Annotated in this window: 16 protein-coding genes and 1 rRNA gene; 4 read left to right on the forward strand and 13 right to left on the reverse strand. The window is 72.0% G+C overall.

Features of this window, described 5'->3' with window-relative positions; genetic code table 11:
* Nucleotides 1–40: 40 nt before the first annotated feature.
* The 5 genes from hemB to ACFVFR_RS16305 are packed head-to-tail and all read right to left on the reverse strand — an operon-like array spanning nucleotide 41 to nucleotide 6,240.
* A complete protein-coding gene (gene hemB, locus ACFVFR_RS16285) occupies nucleotides 41–1,042 on the reverse strand; it encodes a porphobilinogen synthase (RefSeq protein WP_383701927.1) in 1,002 nt (333 codons plus the stop codon).
* Nucleotides 1,039–2,703, reverse strand: coding sequence for a uroporphyrinogen-III synthase (locus tag ACFVFR_RS16290; protein ID WP_383701929.1), 1,665 nt, complete (start codon nucleotides 2,701–2,703; stop codon nucleotides 1,039–1,041). The genes hemB and ACFVFR_RS16290 overlap by 4 nt, the downstream gene beginning before the upstream one ends.
* Entirely contained in the window at nucleotides 2,700–3,791 is a 1,092-nt protein-coding gene (gene hemC / locus ACFVFR_RS16295) for a hydroxymethylbilane synthase (RefSeq protein WP_383701931.1), read from the reverse strand. Before hemC ends, ACFVFR_RS16290 begins: the two co-directional genes overlap by 4 nt.
* Nucleotides 3,788–5,386, reverse strand: a complete 1,599-nt coding sequence (hemA, locus tag ACFVFR_RS16300) for a glutamyl-tRNA reductase (RefSeq protein WP_383701933.1) — start codon at nucleotides 5,384–5,386, stop codon at nucleotides 3,788–3,790. Before hemA ends, hemC begins: the two co-directional genes overlap by 4 nt.
* Complete coding sequence (locus ACFVFR_RS16305) at nucleotides 5,383–6,240, reverse strand: redox-sensing transcriptional repressor Rex (protein WP_383701935.1); 858 nt, start codon at nucleotides 6,238–6,240, stop codon at nucleotides 5,383–5,385. The genes hemA and ACFVFR_RS16305 overlap by 4 nt, the downstream gene beginning before the upstream one ends.
* A gap of 363 nt (nucleotides 6,241–6,603) precedes the next feature.
* Between ACFVFR_RS16305 and ACFVFR_RS16310 the strand changes: the two genes are divergently transcribed.
* The 4 genes from ACFVFR_RS16310 to ACFVFR_RS16325 all read left to right on the forward strand — a co-directional run bounded on the left by ACFVFR_RS16310 (nucleotide 6,604) and on the right by ACFVFR_RS16325 (nucleotide 11,122).
* Entirely contained in the window at nucleotides 6,604–6,882 is a 279-nt protein-coding gene (locus ACFVFR_RS16310; protein ID WP_383701937.1) for a glutaredoxin family protein, read from the forward strand.
* Nucleotides 6,883–7,120: 238 nt separating this feature from the next.
* Nucleotides 7,121–8,071: an HAD family hydrolase gene (locus tag ACFVFR_RS16315; RefSeq protein WP_383701939.1), complete on the forward strand. Its 951-nt coding sequence runs from the start codon at nucleotides 7,121–7,123 to the stop codon at nucleotides 8,069–8,071.
* Between the two features lie 678 nt (nucleotides 8,072–8,749).
* Nucleotides 8,750–9,541: an ECF subfamily RNA polymerase sigma factor, BldN family gene (locus ACFVFR_RS16320; RefSeq protein ID WP_383701941.1), complete on the forward strand. Its 792-nt coding sequence runs from the start codon at nucleotides 8,750–8,752 to the stop codon at nucleotides 9,539–9,541.
* Between the two features lie 318 nt (nucleotides 9,542–9,859).
* Nucleotides 9,860–11,122, forward strand: coding sequence for a DUF5667 domain-containing protein (locus ACFVFR_RS16325; protein ID WP_383701943.1), 1,263 nt, complete (start codon nucleotides 9,860–9,862; stop codon nucleotides 11,120–11,122).
* Nucleotides 11,123–11,207: 85 nt separating this feature from the next.
* Here ACFVFR_RS16325 and ACFVFR_RS16330 read toward each other — a convergent pair whose 3' ends face one another.
* From ACFVFR_RS16330 to rrf, 8 genes are all read right to left on the reverse strand, one after another.
* Nucleotides 11,208–12,236, reverse strand: coding sequence for a lysophospholipid acyltransferase family protein (locus tag ACFVFR_RS16330; protein WP_383701945.1), 1,029 nt, complete (start codon nucleotides 12,234–12,236; stop codon nucleotides 11,208–11,210).
* Nucleotides 12,237–12,250: 14 nt separating this feature from the next.
* Entirely contained in the window at nucleotides 12,251–13,300 is a 1,050-nt protein-coding gene (locus tag ACFVFR_RS16335; RefSeq protein WP_383701947.1) for an NAD-dependent epimerase/dehydratase family protein, read from the reverse strand.
* Between the two features lie 215 nt (nucleotides 13,301–13,515).
* On the reverse strand, nucleotides 13,516–13,614 hold the full coding sequence (locus tag ACFVFR_RS16340; protein ID WP_003948845.1) for a 30S ribosomal protein bS22: 99 nt from the start codon (nucleotides 13,612–13,614) through the stop codon (nucleotides 13,516–13,518).
* A 212-nt stretch (nucleotides 13,615–13,826) separates the two neighbouring features.
* A complete protein-coding gene (locus ACFVFR_RS16345; protein ID WP_014053989.1) occupies nucleotides 13,827–14,036 on the reverse strand; it encodes a helix-turn-helix domain-containing protein in 210 nt (69 codons plus the stop codon).
* A 128-nt stretch (nucleotides 14,037–14,164) separates the two neighbouring features.
* On the reverse strand, nucleotides 14,165–14,980 hold the full coding sequence (locus tag ACFVFR_RS16350) for a phosphatase (protein ID WP_383701949.1): 816 nt from the start codon (nucleotides 14,978–14,980) through the stop codon (nucleotides 14,165–14,167).
* Nucleotides 14,981–15,443: 463 nt separating this feature from the next.
* Nucleotides 15,444–16,616, reverse strand: a complete 1,173-nt coding sequence (locus ACFVFR_RS16355; protein ID WP_383701951.1) for an acetoin utilization protein AcuC — start codon at nucleotides 16,614–16,616, stop codon at nucleotides 15,444–15,446.
* A 165-nt stretch (nucleotides 16,617–16,781) separates the two neighbouring features.
* A complete protein-coding gene (locus ACFVFR_RS16360) occupies nucleotides 16,782–17,426 on the reverse strand; it encodes an HAD family hydrolase (RefSeq protein WP_383701953.1) in 645 nt (214 codons plus the stop codon).
* 70 nt (nucleotides 17,427–17,496) lie between these two features.
* A 5S ribosomal RNA gene (gene rrf, locus ACFVFR_RS16365) occupies nucleotides 17,497–17,591 on the reverse strand; the annotation flags it as partial.

The following is a 17,591-nucleotide window of genomic DNA, read 5'->3' on the forward strand; positions in this document are numbered from 1 at the left end:
GCCGTGTGCGATCGAGCCGCGGCGGGGCCCGTGGGTGACGTCAGCGGGCGGCGCGCAGCCAGCCGGCGACCTCGGTCGCCCAGTAGGTGAGGATCATGTCCGCGCCGGCCCGTCGCACCGACGTCAGCGTCTCCATGATCGCCTGGTCCCGGTCGACCCAGCCGTTGGCGGCGGCGGCCTCGACCATCGCGTACTCCCCGGAGATCTGGTATGCCGCGACCGGGACGTTCGAGGCGTCCGCGATCTGCCGCAGGATGTCCAGATAGGGCAGCGCCGGCTTGACCATCACCATGTCCGCGCCCTCGGCGAGGTCCAGGGCCAGCTCGCGCAGCGACTCGCGGGCGTTCGCCGGGTCCTGCTGGTAGGTCTTGCGGTCGCCCTTGAGCGAGGAGCCGACGGCCTCCCGGAAGGGTCCGTAGAAGGCCGAGGAGTACTTGACGGTGTACGCCAGGATCGACACGTCCTGGTGGCCGGCGTCGTCCAGCGCCTCGCGGATGACCCGCACCTGGCCGTCCATCATGCCGCTGGGGCCCACCGTGTGCGCGCCCGCGTCGGCCTGGGCGCGGGCCATCTGCGCGTACCGCTCCAGCGTCGCGTCGTTGTCCACCCGCCCGTGCGCGTCCAGCACGCCACAGTGACCGTGCTCGATGTGCTCGTCCAGGCACAGGTCCGACATGATCACCAGGTCGTCCCCGACCTCGGCCCGCACGTCCCGCAGCGCGACCTGCAGGATGCCGTCCGGGTCGGTGCCCGGGGTGCCGACGGCGTCCTTCTTGGACTCCTCCGGCACGCCGAACAGCATGATCCCGCCGATCCCGGCGGCCACCGCCTCGGCGGCCGCCTTCCGCAGCGTGTCCCGGGTGTGCTGCACGACGCCCGGCATCGACGCGATCGGCACCGGCTCGCTGACGCCCTCGCGGACGAAGGCCGGCAGGATCAGCTCGGCCGGGTCCAGCCGGGTCTGGGCCACCATGCGCCGCATGGCGGGGGTCGTACGCAACCGGCGGGGCCTGACCCCGGGGAAGCTGCCGTGGTCCATCAAGAGCGTGCCCTCCTACGTGATCCGGGCCGCCGCTCGCTCGGACGCGTGACCGGGTCCCCGGCCTCGATGGCGGCTGCGCGCCGCGCCGCGCCGAACTCCGCGAGCGCCTCGGCGAGCTTGTGCACCGAGGGCTCGGGCGACAGCACGTCCACCCGCAGGCCGTGCTCCTCCGCGGTCTTCGCGGTGGCTGGGCCGATGCAGGCGATGACGGTGACATTGTGTGGCTTGCCCGCGATACCGACCAGGTTGCGCACGGTCGACGACGAGGTGAAGAGCACCGCGTCGAAGCCGCCGCCCTTGATCGCCTCACGGGTCTCGGCCGGCGGCGGCGACGCGCGCACCGTCCGGTAGGCGGTGACGTCGTCCACCTCCCAGCCCAGCTCGATCAGGCCGGCGACCAGCGTCTCGGTGGCGATGTCGGCCCGGGGCAGGAAGACGCGGTCGATCGGGTCGAAGACCGGGTCGTACGGCGGCCAGTCCTCCAGGAGACCCGCGGCCGACTGCTCGCCGCTGGGCACCAGGTCCGGCTTGACGCCGAACTCCACCAGCGAGCGCGCGGTCTGCTCGCCCACCGCGGCGACCTTGATGCCGGCGAAGGCGCGGGCGTCCAGCCCGTACTCCTCGAACTTCTCGCGGACCGCCTTGACCGCGTTGACCGAGGTGAACGCGATCCACTCGTAGCGCCCGGTGACCAGGCCCTTGACGGCGCGCTCCATCTGCTGCGGGGTGCGCGGCGGCTCCACGGCGATGGTCGGCACCTCGCTGGGCACCGCCCCGTAGGAGCGCAGTTGGTCGGAGAGCGAGGCGGCCTGCTCCTTGGTGCGCGGCACGAGCACGTTCCAGCCGAACAGCGGCTTGGACTCGAACCACGACAGCCGGTCGCGCCGCTCGGCCGCGCCGCGCTCGCCGACCACGGCTATGACGGGCTGGCCGCCCTCGGCCGACGGCAGCACCTTGCCCGACTTGAAGACCTGGGCGATGGTGCCCAGCGTCGCCGTCCAGGTCCGCTGGCGGGTGGTGGTGCCCGCGACGGTGACCGCCAGCGGGGTGTCCGGCTTGCGGCCCGCGGCCACCAGCTCGCCGGCGGCGGCGGCGACCGTCTCCAGCGTGGCCGTGACCACGACGGTGCCGTCGCTGGCGCCGACCTCGCCCCAGCAGCGGTCGTCGGCCGTCCGGGCGTCGACGAACCGCACGTCCGTGCCCTGCGCGTCCCGCAGCGGCACCCCGGCGTACGCCGGCACACCGACCGCCGCCGCGACGCCGGGCACCACCTCGAAGGCGATGGACTCGGCGGCGCAGGCCAGCATCTCCTCGGCGGCGTCCCCGTCGAGGCCGGGGTCGCCGGCCACCGCACGGACGACCCGCTTGCCGCCGCGCGCGGCCACCATGACAAGATTGGCGGTGTCCCTCAGCACCGGGACACCGGCGGCCACTGACGCGCCGTCAGCCTCGGTCTGCCGTAGTGAACTCTGCGCGTCGGCCGCGACGTTCGGCCGCACGTGCGGACGCACCACGTCGAGCACCTGCGCGTCAGCGATCAGCACATCGGCCGTGGCCAGTGCCTCCACGGCGCGCAGCGTCAGCAGGCCCGGATCGCCTGGCCCGGCACCGAGGAAGGTGACGTGCCCGCAGCCGGGGTGGTTCGGGGCGGTGGGGTTCAAAGTGCTCGCTCCCCCATAAGACCGGCCGCACCCTTCGCGAGCATGTCAGCGGCGAGTTCGCGCCCCAGCGTGGCTGGGGTCGCGGCGCCGTCCGTCGCGCTACGAGAGGAAACGGTGGGTACGGGACCGGTGGTGGATAGCTGCACCAGCGCGGAGCCGTCGGTCGTGCCGACGACGCCCCGCAGGCGCATTTCGGTCATGGCCTGCCCGTCGCCCAACAAGTCGGCCAGCGCCCCCACAGGTGCGCTACAGCCGGCCTCCAGGGCGGCGAGCAGAGATCGCTCGGCGGTCACGGCGGCCCGGGTCAACGGGTCGTCGAGCTCGGCGAGTTGGGTGACGAGCGCGGTGCCGTGCACGGGGTGCGAGGCGGCGCACTCGATCGCCAGGGCCCCCTGGCCGGGGGCGGGCAGAATCGTGTCGGCGTCGATGATCTCGGTCGCCTCGCCGATCCGGCCGACGCGGCGGAGCCCGGCCGCGGCCAGCACCACGGCATCCAGCTCACCGGAGCGGACGAAGCCGATCCGGGTGTCGATGTTGCCGCGGATCGGGACGGTCTCCACGGCCAGGCCGTGCGCCCGCGCCCACGCGTTGAGCTGGGCCATCCGACGCGGCGAGCCGGTGCCGACCCGCGCCACGCGCCCGGCCGCGGCGCAGTCGGCGGCCAGCGCCTCGAAGCCGAGGCCGTCGCGGGCCACCAGGGCGTCGCGCGGGTCCTCGCGCGGCGGCACGGCGGCCAGCACCAGACCCGGAGCCTCGGCCGTCGGCAGGTCCTTGAGGGAGTGCACGGCCAGGTCGATCGCGCCGCCGAGCAGCGCGTCGCGCAGCGCGGAGACGAACACGCCGGTGCCGCCGATCTGCGCCAGGTGCTCGCGCGAGGTGTCGCCGTACGTGGTGATCTCCACCAGCTCGACCCGGCGCCCGGTCACCTCCGCCACGGTCTCGGCGACCTGGGCCGACTGGGCCATGGCCAGCGCGCTGCGCCGGGTGCCGAGCCGCAGCGGGGCACCGGGGCCGACGCCGCCGCTGCCGACGGCCGGGCCCGGCGGGTCCGTCGCGCGATCGGGGGTGGGGGGTGTGCTGTCGGTCATGCCCGTCCTCGCTTCGGGTGGTTCCCATCGGCCCGGCTGACGGCCGCGACCGCCTCCGGGTCGAGGTCGAAGAGCTCGCGCAGGGCGTCCGCGTAACCGGCCCCGCCCGGCGTGCTCGCGAGCTGCTTGACCCGCACCGTCGGCGCGTGCAGCAGCTTGTCGACCACGCGGCGGACGGTCTGGGTGATCTCCGCGCGTTGCTTGTCGTCAAGATCGGGCAGTCGCCCGTCCAACCGGGCGATCTCGCTGGCCACCACGTCGGCCGCCATCGTGCGCAGGGCGACCACGGTGGGCGTGATGTGCGCGGCGCGCTGGGCCGCGCCGAAGGCGGTCACCTCGGCGGAGACGATGGTCCGCACCTGGTCCACGTCGGCGGCCATCGGCGCGTCCGCGGACGCCTCGGCGAGCGACTCGATGTCGACCAGGCGCACGCCGTCCAGGCGGTGCGCGGCGGCGTCGATGTCCCGGGGCATGGCCAGGTCGAGCAGTGCGAGCGGCCGGTCGGGGCGCTGGTCGGCGGCGGCGCGCAGCGCCTCGGCGTCGAGCACCAGACCGGTCGCGCCGGTACAGGAGACGACGATGTCAGCGGCGGCCAGCTCGGCCGCGACCTCGGTCATCGGCACGGCACGGGCCACCAGTCCGGGGCGTACGCCGGCACGTGCCGGCATCCCCGTCACCGGAAGCTCGACCGGGGCGGCCGGCGGCGCGCAGCAGGTGCCGTCCGGCAGGCCCGCCACGCACGCGTGGTCCGGCTGGCTCGGTACGGCCGCCAGGCCGACGCCGCCGGTGGGGCCGAAGGCGGTGCCGTGGCCCCGCTGGTTCGCGCCCACCGGATCGGTGGCCTCACCACGGGCCTGGTCACTGGCCGTACCACTGGTATGGCCACCGACCTGCCCGGCCTGCTCCGTCAGCGAGGTCGCCAGCCGCTGGGCCCGCTCCACCGTCCGGTTGGCCACCGCGACCTCGGCGACGCCGGCGCGCGCCAGCGTGGTGGCGGCCAGCGAGGACATCGAGCCCGCGCCGATCACCAGGGCGCGCTTGCCCGTGACCCAGCGCTCGACGGGCACCTGGCCGGCGAGCTGTTCGAGCCCGAAGGTGACCAGCGACTGCCCGGCCTTGTCGATACCGGTCTCGCTGTGCGCCCGCTTGCCGACCCGCAGCGCCTGCTGGAACAGGTCGTTGATCAGGCGACCGGCGGTGTGCAGCTCCTGCCCGAGCGCCAGCGCGTCCTTGATCTGCGCGAGGATCTGCCCCTCGCCCACCACCATCGAGTCCAGCCCGCAGGCCACCGTGAACAGGTGGTGCACGGCCCGGTCCTCGTAGTGCACGTACAGGTACGGCGTCAGCTCGTCCAACGTGACACCGGTGTGCCGCGCGAGCAGCGTGGACAGTTCGGCCACGCCCGCGTGGAACTTGTCCACGTCGGCGTACAGCTCCACCCGGTTGCAGGTGGAGAGCACCGCCGCCTCCACCGCGGGCTCGGCGACGAGCGCGTCCTGGGCCAGCTTCGCGCGCTGCTCGGGCGGCAGGGCGGCCCGCTCCAGCGCGCTCACCGGCGCGCTGCGGTGACTGATTCCGACGACCAACAGGCTCATGCCGGCATCACGGCGGGGACGTCCCCGTCAGGCCCCTGGTTGTCCCGTGCGTCGACGCCGGCCGCCGCGCCGGAGAGGGTCGCGCCGGCGACGGGCGCGGCGGGGCTCGCGGCGCCGTCGGCCAGCGGGCGGCTCGGGCGGGCGGGCGCGGGCTCGGTGGCCCCGGCCTGCGCCGCGTCCTGCGCCGCCTCCTCGCCCGCCTTGCGCTGCTCGTGGAAGGCGAGGATCTGGAGTTCGATGGAGAGGTCGACCTTGCGTACGTCCACGCCGTCGGGCACCGACAGCACGGTCGGCGCGAAGTTGAGGATGGAGGTCACGCCGGCGGCGACCAGGCGCTCGCAGACCTGCTGGGCGGCTCCGGCCGGGGTGGCGATCACGCCGATGGAGACCCCGTTGTCGTTGATGATCGTCTCAAGCTCGTCGGTGTGCTGGACGGCGATGCCCGCGACGGGCTTGCCCGCCATCGCCGGGTCCGCGTCGATGAGCGCGGCGACCCGGAAGCCACGGGAGGCGAACCCGCCGTAGTTGGCGAGCGCGGCCCCGAGGTTGCCGATGCCGACGATGACGACCGGCCAGTCCTGCGTGAGACCGAGCTCGCGGGAGATCTGGTAGACGAGGTACTCCACGTCGTAGCCGACCCCACGCGTACCGTACGAGCCCAGATAGCTGAAGTCCTTGCGCAGCTTCGCCGAGTTGACCCCCGCGGCGGCGGCCAGCTCCTCGGAGGAGACCGTGGGAACCGAGCGCTCGGACAGCGCGGTCAACGCGCGCAGATACAGCGGAAGCCGGGCGACGGTGGCCTCGGGAATCCCTCGGCTTCGGGTCGCCGGTCGGTGAGTTCGGCCAGTTGCCACGGTGCTCCTGCGGGTAGAGCGGGGCTGCGGGCGGTCCGTCCCAGGGCCGCCCCGTGAAGTGCAGGCTATGCCTTTGTGAACGCGTGCACAAAGATGGTGTCCGCTTTGTCCAAGCAAAGTGACCGGTGTCACGCGCCCTTTCGAGCCGATTCCGGAACCGCCACCCGCACCACGCCGTTCACACCGTTCACCGCTTTCCCGCAGCGGTCGCGGGGTCACCAACGGGAGCACGCGCCCACCCTCCTCACCGCTATGCCCCCGGATGCCAACAAATCGCCCACGATGGTAATCGACCGCGCGCTCCGCCCGAACCCGTCGGACATCTCGCATGCACATCGGGCGAACGGCGGCACAATGGCGAACATGAGCCCGCTGCTGCGCCGATCGCCCCGCAAGAACCCCGCCGAGTCCACCGTGACACTGATCGGCAAACCCGGTTGCCACCTGTGCGACGACGCCCAGCGGGTGATCGAGGAAATCTGTGCCGAACTCGGCGCCTCGTGGGAAAAGAAAGACATCACCGAGGACGCGGAGCTCTACCGGAAGTACTGGGAACAGATCCCCGTCATCCTCGTCGACGGCGCCCAACACGATTTCTGGCGCGTCCAGCCCGACCGGCTCCGCAAGGCGCTCGGCGGCTAACCCGCCCCCGCCCGACGGCGCGCCACCAGGCCCCACGCGGCCCCACCCGGGCCCCACCGGCCCCATAGGGCCACCGCCGGACCCGGCGACCGGACCCACGCCACCCGCGCCGTGGCGGAGCGGCCGCACACCGCTCCAGCCGCTGGCCGGCGGCACGGGAATTCCCGTAGCGGAATGTTCACGCTCCGCGAATCGTCCCGACTCCGGATGGACCGAACAATCTGGCTATGCTCGCGCTATGGCGGCTCTAGGATGGCTCACTCCCCGCAGGCGCTCGGCTACCGCACGCAGTGTGCTGGCCGGCGAAGCCGCGGCGGAGGCAGCACGGAAAAGCGCGTCGGAACTCGGTGGGGATCTGACGGACGAGGCCACGGAAGCCCCCCAAGAGGACACCGAGCCCGAATTCCCCGTCCCCGGAGATCACCGCGCCGCCGCCTTCTTCGACCTCGACAACACCGTGATGCAGGGCGCCGCGCTCTTTCACTTCGGCCGCGGTCTCTATAAGCGCCACTTCTTCCGCAAGCGCGAACTCGCCCGCTTCGCGTGGCAGCAGACCTGGTTCCGACTGGCCGGCGTCGAAGATCCCGCGCACATGGAAGACGTACGCAACAGCGCCCTGTCCATCGTCAAGGGCCACCGCGTCTCCGAGCTGATGTCCATCGGCGAGGAAATCTACGACGAGTACATGGCCGAAAGGATCTGGCCGGGCACCCGCGCCCTGACCCAGGCCCACCTGGACGCGGGCCAGAAGGTCTGGCTGGTGACCGCGGCCCCGGTGGAGACGGCGACGATCATCGCCAGGCGACTCGGCCTCACCGGCGCCCTGGGCACCGTCGCCGAGTCCATCGGTGGCGTCTACACCGGCAAGCTGGTCGGCGAACCGCTGCACGGCCCGGCGAAGGCCGAGGCGGTACGCGCCCTGGCCGCCGCCGAGGGCCTGGACCTCTCCCGCTGCGCCGCCTACAGCGACTCGGCCAACGACATCCCGATGCTCTCGCTCGTCGGCCATCCGTACGCCATCAACCCCGACGCCCGGCTGAGCAAGCACGCCCGCGAGCGCGGCTGGCGGCTGCGCGACTACCGCACCGGCCGCAAGGCGGCCAGGGTCGGCATCCCGGCCGCGGCCGGCCTCGGCGCCGTCGCGGGCGGCACGGCCGCGGCCGTCGCCCTGCACCGCCGCCGCCGCTGACCGAGCGAACCCACACCGGGCCGTGCGCCCGCGGCCCCGCCCGCCGCCACCACGGCCCGCCGTCAGATCTCGAAGGCGGCCGGGGCGGGTCGTCCGCGAGCGAGGCGTCGCGACCCCCCGGGCCAGCGGCCGGATCACCCGGACGCGCGGTGGTGCGGGCGCGACGAACGGCGCGGAAGGCGGTCAACGCGCCGCCTCACCCCACCCCCCGTCACACAGAGCGATCACCGGGCCCCGGCCGCCACGCCGACGACGGCGACGCGCCCGTCCACGCAGACCGCCCCACGCCCCACGCGTCCCGGCCCGCCCCCGGACCCCGCGCCTGACCCCGCAGCCACGCCACGAACTGCACCGACCGTCACGGACGGCCCAGTTCGACCAATCCAAGCCGCTTACCCCCGCGCCTCTCCTGCCAGTCCCGTTGCACCCGGACTGCCACAACACGCCCCGCAATCAAGCAGAACACAAAGGTTTTCGATCAACTTCCGATCAGTGTTCGACTCTTGAACGGCCGTCAACGCACTACAGAGCGGACGGAAACGACGATTTAAGCAACTGGGTGTAGCGTCACCTATACGAAGCGTTATTCTCCTCAGACGCAACCGGTACCCACACGTCCCTACGACGGGTGAACGGTCCCGCACTGCACGTGATGGAAGCTCTGCCTCTGGGAGTCCCGTGTACCCACACGTCGGGGTTGACGCCTCGGGCCTGGCTACGCTCCGCGAAACGGTCATCGACCGCCTTCGCGGCTACGTCCCCACCGCGTACGCCGTACCCGCTGTCCCCGCATTCGCCACACCCGTCCCCGCCGCCTCAGCAGCACCCTGCTACACCGTCGCCAACGGAAGCGCGACCGTCGGAAGACGAGCCCGCGGCAGCGCCTCCCCCGCGGCTGCCCGCCGTCCCAGCGCCGACAGCGACAGCCACCGCATGATGGAACTGGTCGAGCGCGCCCAGTCCGGCGAGTCCGAAGCCTTCGGCCGCCTCTACGACCAGTACTCCGACACGGTCTACCGGTACATCTACTACCGCGTCGGCGGCCGAGCCACCGCGGAGGACCTCACCAGCGAGACCTTCCTGCGGGCCCTGCGCCGCATCGGCACCTTCACCTGGCAGGGCCGCGACTTCGGCGCCTGGCTGGTCACCATCGCCCGTAATCTCGTCGCCGATCACTTCAAATCAAGCCGCTTCCGCCTAGAGGTCACCACCGGGGAGATGCTCGACGCCAACGAGGTCGAGCGCAGCCCCGAGGACTCGGTTCTCGAATCGCTCTCCAACGCCGCCCTGCTCCAGGCGGTCCGCAGACTTAACCCCCAACAGCAGGAATGCGTCACGCTGCGCTTTCTGCAAGGGCTCTCGGTCGCCGAGACCGCCCGCGTGATGGGCAAGAACGAAGGTGCCATCAAGACCCTCCAGTACCGCGCGGTGCGCACCCTTGCCCGGCTGCTCCCCGACGACGCCCGCTGACCCGCCCACCGCGCCGCCCCGGCGCACCCCCGCCCTCTCCACGTCGATCTCGCGGGAGCCCCCCGTGGTCTCGGCGGCACCCTCCCCGATTCCTGCGCCGCGCCCGCCAGCACGCGGCCCTCGCCTGTGCTCCAGTCGGCGGTCCGATCATCGTGACCGCGTAACCCGGCTGCCGCGCCGCTCGTTGTGCGGGATGCAGGCTCCCTGCGGTCACGCCATGCCCGCAACTACTCACTCGATCGAGTGGCGGCGCTCAAGGCGTGCAACCTCCAAGGCGCCCTGAGGAGTCGACCATCATGACGAGAGGAGGTGCCGCCCGTGATCGCGAACCTTTCGGCGCACCGGCGGGCTCACGCCTTCGCCCAGGCCCTGGCAGAGCGGGAAGTCCAGGGCACGGCAGCCGACCAGGCCGAGCGCACGGCGGACCACGCCGAGCACGCACGCATGCTGGACCTGACGAGTGAGCTCGGCGAACTGCCAGCACCCGAGATGGACCCCGTAGCAAAAACCGTTCAGCGGGCCCAGTTGATCGCCGCGATGGAATCGTCCTTCGCCGGCGCGGAAGCCCGCGTCCCCGAGCAACGCTCGGCACGGGACGTCGAAGAAGGCGGCGACGCCCGACAACCCGGCAAGGCCGGGAAGGGGAGTCACCGGGCGGGCCCGCTCAGCAGACTCCGCCCCCGCTCGCGATGGTCGAAGGGACTGGCAGCGGGGGGACTGACGGTAGGCGTCGCGGCGGGCGCGTTCGGCGGGGTGGCCACGGCCAGCTCCGACGCCCTGCCCGGCGACTCCCTCTACGGCCTCAAGCGGGGCATAGAGGATCTCAAGCGCGGCATGGCCAACGACGACGCCGACCGCGGACGGATCTACCTGGACCAGGCCTCCACCCGGCTCCACGAGGCGCGCCGCCTCATGGAGCGCGCCCGCGCCGGCGAGCTGGACCACGAGTCGCTGGGCGAGGTCCGCAGAGCCCTGTCGGGCATGGAGCACGCGGCGTCGGAGGGCCACCGGCTGTTGCAGGGCGTCCACCAACGCGACGGCTCGCTGGGTCCGATGCGCGAGCTGTCCACCTTCACCACCAACCACCGGCAGAGCTGGAGCGCCCTGCGGGAACGTCTGCCGCACTCGCTCCACGACATGGGCGACCAGGTAAGCCTGGTCCTTGAGGCCATGGACCTGGACGTCGAGCCGTTGCGGTCGCTGCTCGTGCCGCCGGCCCAGGACGTGGAACGCGAGGCCGAGCGCGCGCCCGCCGCGTCCAGCACCGCCCCCGCCGCCCCGTCGGACCGGCCCGCCCCACGGCACGCCAAGCCGAAGCAGCCGGACCACGCCGAGCAGCGGCGCGAGGCCACCCCCGCCCCCTCGGCCAGCCCGCCACGGGAGCGGTCCGGTCTGCTCGGCGACCCCAGTCTGCTGAAGCTGCCGACCGAGGAGAGCCCGCCGTCCCGGCCGGAGGAGAGCGGCGGCACGACACCCACCCCGAGCGTCACGGTGCCACCACTGCTACCGCCCGACCTGCTCCCGGGGCTGGGGCTCGACACCCAGGAACCGACCGACCCACCGCAGTCCCACGGCGGCTGATCGCTCCGACGCCCACGCGGGCCCTGTCGACCCGCCCTTCGGCGCTCCGTCTTCGCCCACCGAGCCGGCCAGGCCCGAAGCCGGCTCAGAAGAAGACGGAGCGCCGTCGTACGAGCAGTTTGTACAGGGTGTGCTGGATGGTCTCGCGGACCTGATCGGTCAGGTTGAACATCAGCACCGGGTCGTCCGCGGCCTCCGGCGCGTACCCGTCGGTCGCGATCGGCTCGCCGAACTGGATCGTCCACTTCGTCGGCAGTGGCACCGCGCCCAGCGGGCCGAGCAGCGGAAACGTCGGCGTGATCGGGAAGTACGGAAAGCCGAGCAGGCGCGCCAGCGTCTTGGAGTTCCCGACCATCGGGTAGATCTCCTCGGCCCCGACGATTGAGCAGGGCACGATCGGCACCTGGGTGCGCAGCGCCGTCGAGACGAAGCCGCCCCGCCCGAAGCGCTGCAGCTTGTACCGCTCGGAGAACGGCTTCCCTATCCCCTTGAACCCCTCCGGCATCACGCCCACCACCTCGCCGCGCTCCAGCAGCCGCTGCGCGTCCTCGGCGCTGGCCAGCGTGTGGCCGGCCTTGCGGGCCAGCTCGCTGATGACCGGCAGCTTGAAGACGAGGTCGGCCGCGAGCAGCCGGAGGTGGCGGTCGGCCGGATGGTGGTCGTGCACCGCGACCTGCAACATCAGCCCGTCCAGCGGGATCGTCCCGGAGTGGTTGGCGACGATCAGCGCGCCACCGGTGCTGGGAATGTTCTCGATGCCGCGCACCTCGACCCGGAAGTACGACTCGTACACCGGCCGCAGCAGCGACATCAGGACCTGGTCCGTCAGCTCCTCGTCGAAGCCGAAGTCGTCCACCTCGTAATCGCCGGTGATGCGGCGGCGCAGAAAGTCCAGCCCGCCCGCGAGCCGCTGCTCCCAGCTCCCCGGCGGCCCGTCCGGCGGCCCCGCCTCGGCACCGGCCACGGGTGGCTCCGCGGTGGGCTCGTCCTCGTCGCGCTGCGGGGGCACGGGCCGCAGCGGGGCCTGGTCGCGGTGGGCCCGCGCCGGCCGCTTGCCGTCCTTGCGCCGCGCCCGGGGCTCCTCGCCGAACGGGATGACCTTGGCGTCCGCCATCGTGGATGCGCTCCTCAGTTCTGGCCGGGGGTACCGGCGGGCAGCGCCGCGGCGAGCCGGTCGACGGTTCGGGCGAGGACCTCAGGCGGCAGCAGCCCCGGGCCACGGCTGCGTACGAAGTCCGTGAAGGCCGCTGCGGTGCTGTGCCGGGGACGGAACCCCAGCGTCTCGCGCATCTGGGTCGTGTCCACGACCCGCCCGTGCGTGAGCAGTCGGATTTGCTCCGGCGAAAAGTCGGTGACCCCCACGGAGCGCAGTACCGAGCCGACCCAGTTGACCGTCGGCGACAGGAGCGGCAGCGTCGGGCGGCCCAGGCGCCGAGCGGCCTGCGAGAGCAGCAGCACGCCGTCGCCCGCGATGTTGAAGGTGCCGCTGTTGAGCGTGGCCCGTCGGGGTTCGCTCGCGCCGATCCGCAGCACCTCGATGGCGTCGTCCTCGTGCACGAACTGCAGCCGCGGGTCGAAACCGATGATCGTGGGCAGCACGGGCAGCGCGAAGTACTCGGCGAGGGGCGAGTCCGCGCACGGGCCGAGCACGTTCGCGAAGCGCAGGACGCACACGGCCACGTCCGGGCGGCGCCGGGCGAAGCCGCGTACGTACCCCTCGACCTCGATGACGTCCTTGGCGAAGCCACCGCTCGGCAGCGACTTGGGCTGCGTGGTCTCGCTGAAGACGGCCGGGTCGCGCGGGGCCGCCCCGTACCCGCTCGTGCTGGACTTCACCACCAGGCGGGAGACCGTCGGCGCCTTCTGACAGGCGCCGAGGAGCTGCATGGTGCCGATGACGTTGGTCTCCTTGACCGTGGTCCGGCTACCCCGGGAGCCGAGCGGCGTGCCGTTGATGTCCATGTGCACCACGGTGTCGACGTCGTGCTCCGCCAGCACCTTGCCGATCGTGGGCTGCCGGATGTCGGCCTGGACGAACTCGGCGCCACCCAGATGATGCTCGGGAGGTACGGCGTCCACGCCGATCACCCGGTCCACGTCGGGCTCCCGCAGCACGCGTCGGACGAAACGGCCTCCGAGCTGCCGCGCGACCCCGGTGACAAGCACGACCCTGCCCACGATCAGCGCCTCCCTTCCCACCCTCGCGAGACCCCGGGACGCTGCGCCCGACGCCGGACCGGCACGCCGGACCTACGACTCACCGTATCCACCGGGTGTGACAGTCCGCCGCCGCTGTGCGGCGAAACGCGGTGGGCACCACCCGACCCACGGCAAACGCACCGCAGCCCTCCCACCGTGTGGTGGGAGGGCTGCGGAACGTCGCACAGCGTCGCTTACTTCTTGTTGCGACGCTGGACGCGCGTGCGCTTGAGCAGCTTGCGGTGCTTCTTCTTGGCCATCCGCTTACGCCGCTTCTTGATAACAGAGCCCACGACTACCCTCGCTCACTTCGATTCACTCGGTGCGGGGCGTCCGAGCCCACACGACCTACATCTGGCCAGCCTACCCGGCACCGAGCGAACAACGTAATCCGAGGGTCAACGCGAACCGTCGGCCCGGCGAACCGCACCCCGTGCGCCCGACCTGGTGACCTCGCGAAGCGATGCCACCACGGCCGCACCGGGCCCGACCCGCCGGTCGCGACCTAGGCGGACTCCACCCCCACATACGACTCGCGGAGGTACTCGTGCACCGCCTGCTCTGGGACCCGGAAGGACCTGCCCACCCGGATCGCGGGCAGATGACCGCTGTGCACCAGCCGGTACACGGTCATCTTCGAGACTCGCATTACCGAGGCGACTTCCGCCACGGTCAGAAACTGGACCTCGTTCAGAGGCCTCTCGCCAGCAGCCATGACACACCTGAACCTTCCGCACATGACGGGCACCGGCTTCCCCTCCGGTGACTCCTCGTCGCTGCGCGCTCACTCACCAGACTAGGGGCGGGTGATACGAGTGGGGAAGAGGAGTAGCGATCGGCCGCCTACTGTGACAGACACGCTCGATTGAGTACATAGCGAGTAAGCGGCCGGTAGTAATTGGGCCGCGCAGCGTCATCAAGCGGAACGACGACCGATAACCTTCCCTCGGCCTGCCCGACGAACAGGGCCGGATCGTCGCTGTCGGCGAGCCCGATGGTCGCGATACCCAGTTGACCTGCCCCGCAGGCCCATCCGTGATCCCCGATGACCAGCTCGGGAAGCCTGCCCCCGGAGTCGGCCGCGACACCCAGGGCGATACGGATGGGAAGCGGGGAGTGCGTGTGCACGCCGGTCCCATTTCCAGTCTTTCGCGCGCCGGGTTCGCGCAACAGCGCGACTCCTCGCACATACTCAAGGTTGTGCGTACGTACCCCAAACCGGGTCGCGATGTCGATACGTCGCCCCCACGCAGGGGTGAGAACGGGACAGCCCGCCGACGACAGCGCTGCCGCCAAATCGGCGTAGAAGCCCAGCAATCGGTCCGGGTGCCCGGTCCCGAGCAGCACCGGGGCCCGCCGCTGGGCGACACTTCTCAGCCGATCTCCGAGGGCGTCGAGCGCCGCCACCGTACGGTCCGGGTCGATCACATCCTGGCCCGAAACACACGCGGGGTTGCTCGAGACGCCGCACCGGGCACTCATCAGCTCAAGCAACTCACCGAAAGACCACCCACGTTCGGGCACAAGGCCGATCAGGACGCGAGGGTCACCGGCCGCGAACAGCCGGTACCTGCGCAGACTGCCCTCGCGACTGGTGGCCACGGTGCCGGCCAGGCCCGAGGCGACGAGGTGGTCCCGTAGCTCGGGCGCGCTCAACACACCGACGATGGTGGCCGATGGTCCAGGCCATCCGCTCAGAAACGCGGATACGCGCCACAGTTGGCCTAATGCATCAGCTCGGCTGCACGTCACACCCGCAACTTCAGCGCTCAGGCACCTCGTTGGCCTCGCACTCCCCCGAGAGCGGCCCGTGAGGCGGCCTGAGCGGCCCCGTAGGGCCCGACATCCCGCCGCAAGGCCAACAAGGCCTCTGGGGTGGCCACGAAGCCGACACGGCACCCTCGACGCACCGCCGCGACGCCGGGCCTGCCGGCCGACGCCGTGGCACCCCGCCCACTCCGTACGCCGCCGCTCGACCGGCCAGCGCACCGACCGCACCGCGACACGGTGGCCGCGCCACGCGGACACTCCAGACGTCAGTTGGCCACCGCGCGCTCAGATCCGGCCATCCTGCCCTCGTGGCAGCACGGCACGGCGCCGTCACGGGCCCCCTGTGTGCGGGTCAGGGCAGCAGGCCGAGCGCCGGGAAGCTCGCCCGTCGGGTGGCCACGACGGCGCGGTCGAGCGCGTCGGCCGGGTCGTACCCCCACTCCTCCCAGTCCCGCCAGCGCGGCTGCCGGCCGTCGGTCATCCGCGCCGGCGCCTGCTGTCGGGTCCGCGCGTACACCTCGTGCCGCCAGGCGTCAGGGGTGGCGGCCTGCGGGTCGACCGGGTGGTCTGCGGCGATGCCCACCAGATGCGTCCAGGTGCGCGGTACGACGTCCACCACCGCGTACCCACCGCCGCCCAGCGCGATCCAGCGGCCGTCGGTGTGCTCGTCCGCGAGCTGTCGGCAGCTGGCCGCGACGGCACGCTGGGCGTCCACCGTCACCGCCAGGTGCGCCAGCGGGTCCTCGATGTGCGTGTCGGCGCCGTGCTGGCTGACCAGGACCTCGGGCTGGAAGGTGGCGATCAGTTCGGGGACCACGGCGTGAAAGGCGCGCAGCCACCCCTCGTCGCCGGTCCCCGCGGGCAAGGCCAGGTTGACCGCGCTGCCCTCCGCCCGTGGCCCACCCGTCTCCGTGGGCCAACCGGTCTGCGGGAACAGCGTCCGAGGGTGTTCGTGCAACGAGATCGTCAGGACGCGCGGATCGTCCCAGAACGCCGCCTGCACACCGTCGCCGTGGTGCACGTCCACATCCACGTACGCGACCCGCCGCGCGCCCAGTTCGAGGAGCCGGGCGATGGCCAACGCCGCGTCGTTGTACACGCAGAACCCGGCGGCGCTGCCGGCCATCGCGTGATGCAGCCCTCCCGTGAAGTTCACCGCGCGCAGGGCCTGGCCACTCCAGACGGCCTCCGCCGCCCCCACCGACTGTCCGGCGATCAGCGCGGACGCCTCGTGCATCCCCACGAACGCGGGGTCGTCCGGCGTCCCCAGGCCGTACGCGGCATCCGCCGACGCGGGGTCGGCCGAGGCCCGACGCACCGCCTCGACGTAGTCCTGGCGGTGTACGAGCCGCAGCGTCGAGTCGCCGGCGGGCCGGGCCGCGACCACCCGCACCTGCCGGTCGAGGCCGAACGCCTCCACCAGTCGCATCGTCAGCCCCAGCCGCACCGGGTCCATCGGGTGCCCGGGGCCGAAGTCGTAGCCCGTGACGGCGTCATCCCACATGAGATGCGTGCGGATGTTCATGACAGTCACCGTATCGGGCGACGTTCCGCGGTGCGGGAAAGGGCACCGAACGGCAGCGCGAACGCGGTACGTCCCACCACCCCGGCGATCGCCTCGGCCGCCGACCAGGGCGGGGCGACACGCGCGTCAACCGCCCTCCGCTCGCACTGCGATCAGCGGAATCGGTCAGCGCAGGAGGTCGGGAAGCTCTGCCATGGTGGCGAAGAGCGCGGTGGCGTCGCCGAGCTTGGCGGCCGGCGTCATCGCGGTGAACCCGAAGACGTCCATGCCGGCGGCGCGAGCGGCCTGAACGCCGAGGGGGCTGTCCTCCACGACGGCACACCGCTCGGGGGCCACCCCCATGACGGCAGCGGCGTGCAGAAAGAGGTCAGGGGCGGGCTTACCGCGCCCCACGTCCTGGGAACTGAAAATGCGCTCCTCGCCGAACAGGCCATAGAGCTCGGTCTTCTTCAGTGCGACCCGGATGCGCTCGTGGCTCCCGGAGGAGGCGAGGCAGTACGGCACGCCGGCGGCTCGCACGCTCTCGACGGCCGCTGCGGCCCCGGCAACGGCCTCCAGTTCGGCCCCGAATGCCGTGAAGACGCGCTCGTGGAACGTCGCGTCGAATTCCGGCGGCAGCCGCCGCCCGTACCGTTCCCACACGAGGTCGTGTATGCGGTGCATGGCGGAGCCCATGTAGTCGCGTACCGAGTCCTCGTACGTGGTGGGGTGCCCCAGTTCCGTGAGGTACGCGGCGAGCAGGCGATTCGAAATCGGCTCGCTGTCGACGAGCACTCCATCATTGTCGAAGATGACGAGGTCATAGCGCATGAGGTCACCCTACAAAGCAGAAGAGCCCTGTTACGGACCAGGTCCGTAACAGGGCTCTCCCTGAAAAATTGTTCGGCGGCGTCCTACTCTCCCACAGGGTCCCCCCTGCAGTACCATCGGCGCTGAAAGGCTTAGCTTCCGGGTTCGGAATGAGACCGGGCGTTT

It is taken from the genome of Streptomyces sp. NPDC057702 (genome assembly GCF_042799315.1).
In the GTDB taxonomy this organism is placed as follows: domain Bacteria; phylum Actinomycetota; class Actinomycetes; order Streptomycetales; family Streptomycetaceae; genus Streptomyces.

Excerpts from the sequence above, each read along its gene's own strand:
- ACFVFR_RS16345 (WP_014053989.1), bottom strand. The coding sequence starts at position 14,036 with ATGGCTGCTGGCGAGAGGCCTCTGAACGAGGTCCAGTTTCTGACCGTG.
- hemC (WP_383701931.1), bottom strand. The coding sequence starts at position 3,791 with ATGACCGACAGCACACCCCCCACCCCCGATCGCGCGACGGACCCGCCG.
- ACFVFR_RS16360 (WP_383701953.1), bottom strand. The coding sequence starts at position 17,426 with ATGCGCTATGACCTCGTCATCTTCGACAATGATGGAGTGCTCGTCGAC.
- ACFVFR_RS16310 (WP_383701937.1), top strand. The coding sequence starts at position 6,604 with ATGAGCCCGCTGCTGCGCCGATCGCCCCGCAAGAACCCCGCCGAGTCC.
- hemA (WP_383701933.1), bottom strand. The coding sequence starts at position 5,386 with ATGAGCCTGTTGGTCGTCGGAATCAGTCACCGCAGCGCGCCGGTGAGC.
- ACFVFR_RS16355 (WP_383701951.1), bottom strand. The coding sequence starts at position 16,616 with ATGAACATCCGCACGCATCTCATGTGGGATGACGCCGTCACGGGCTAC.
- ACFVFR_RS16315 (WP_383701939.1), top strand. The coding sequence starts at position 7,121 with ATGGCGGCTCTAGGATGGCTCACTCCCCGCAGGCGCTCGGCTACCGCA.
- ACFVFR_RS16330 (WP_383701945.1), bottom strand. The coding sequence starts at position 12,236 with ATGGCGGACGCCAAGGTCATCCCGTTCGGCGAGGAGCCCCGGGCGCGG.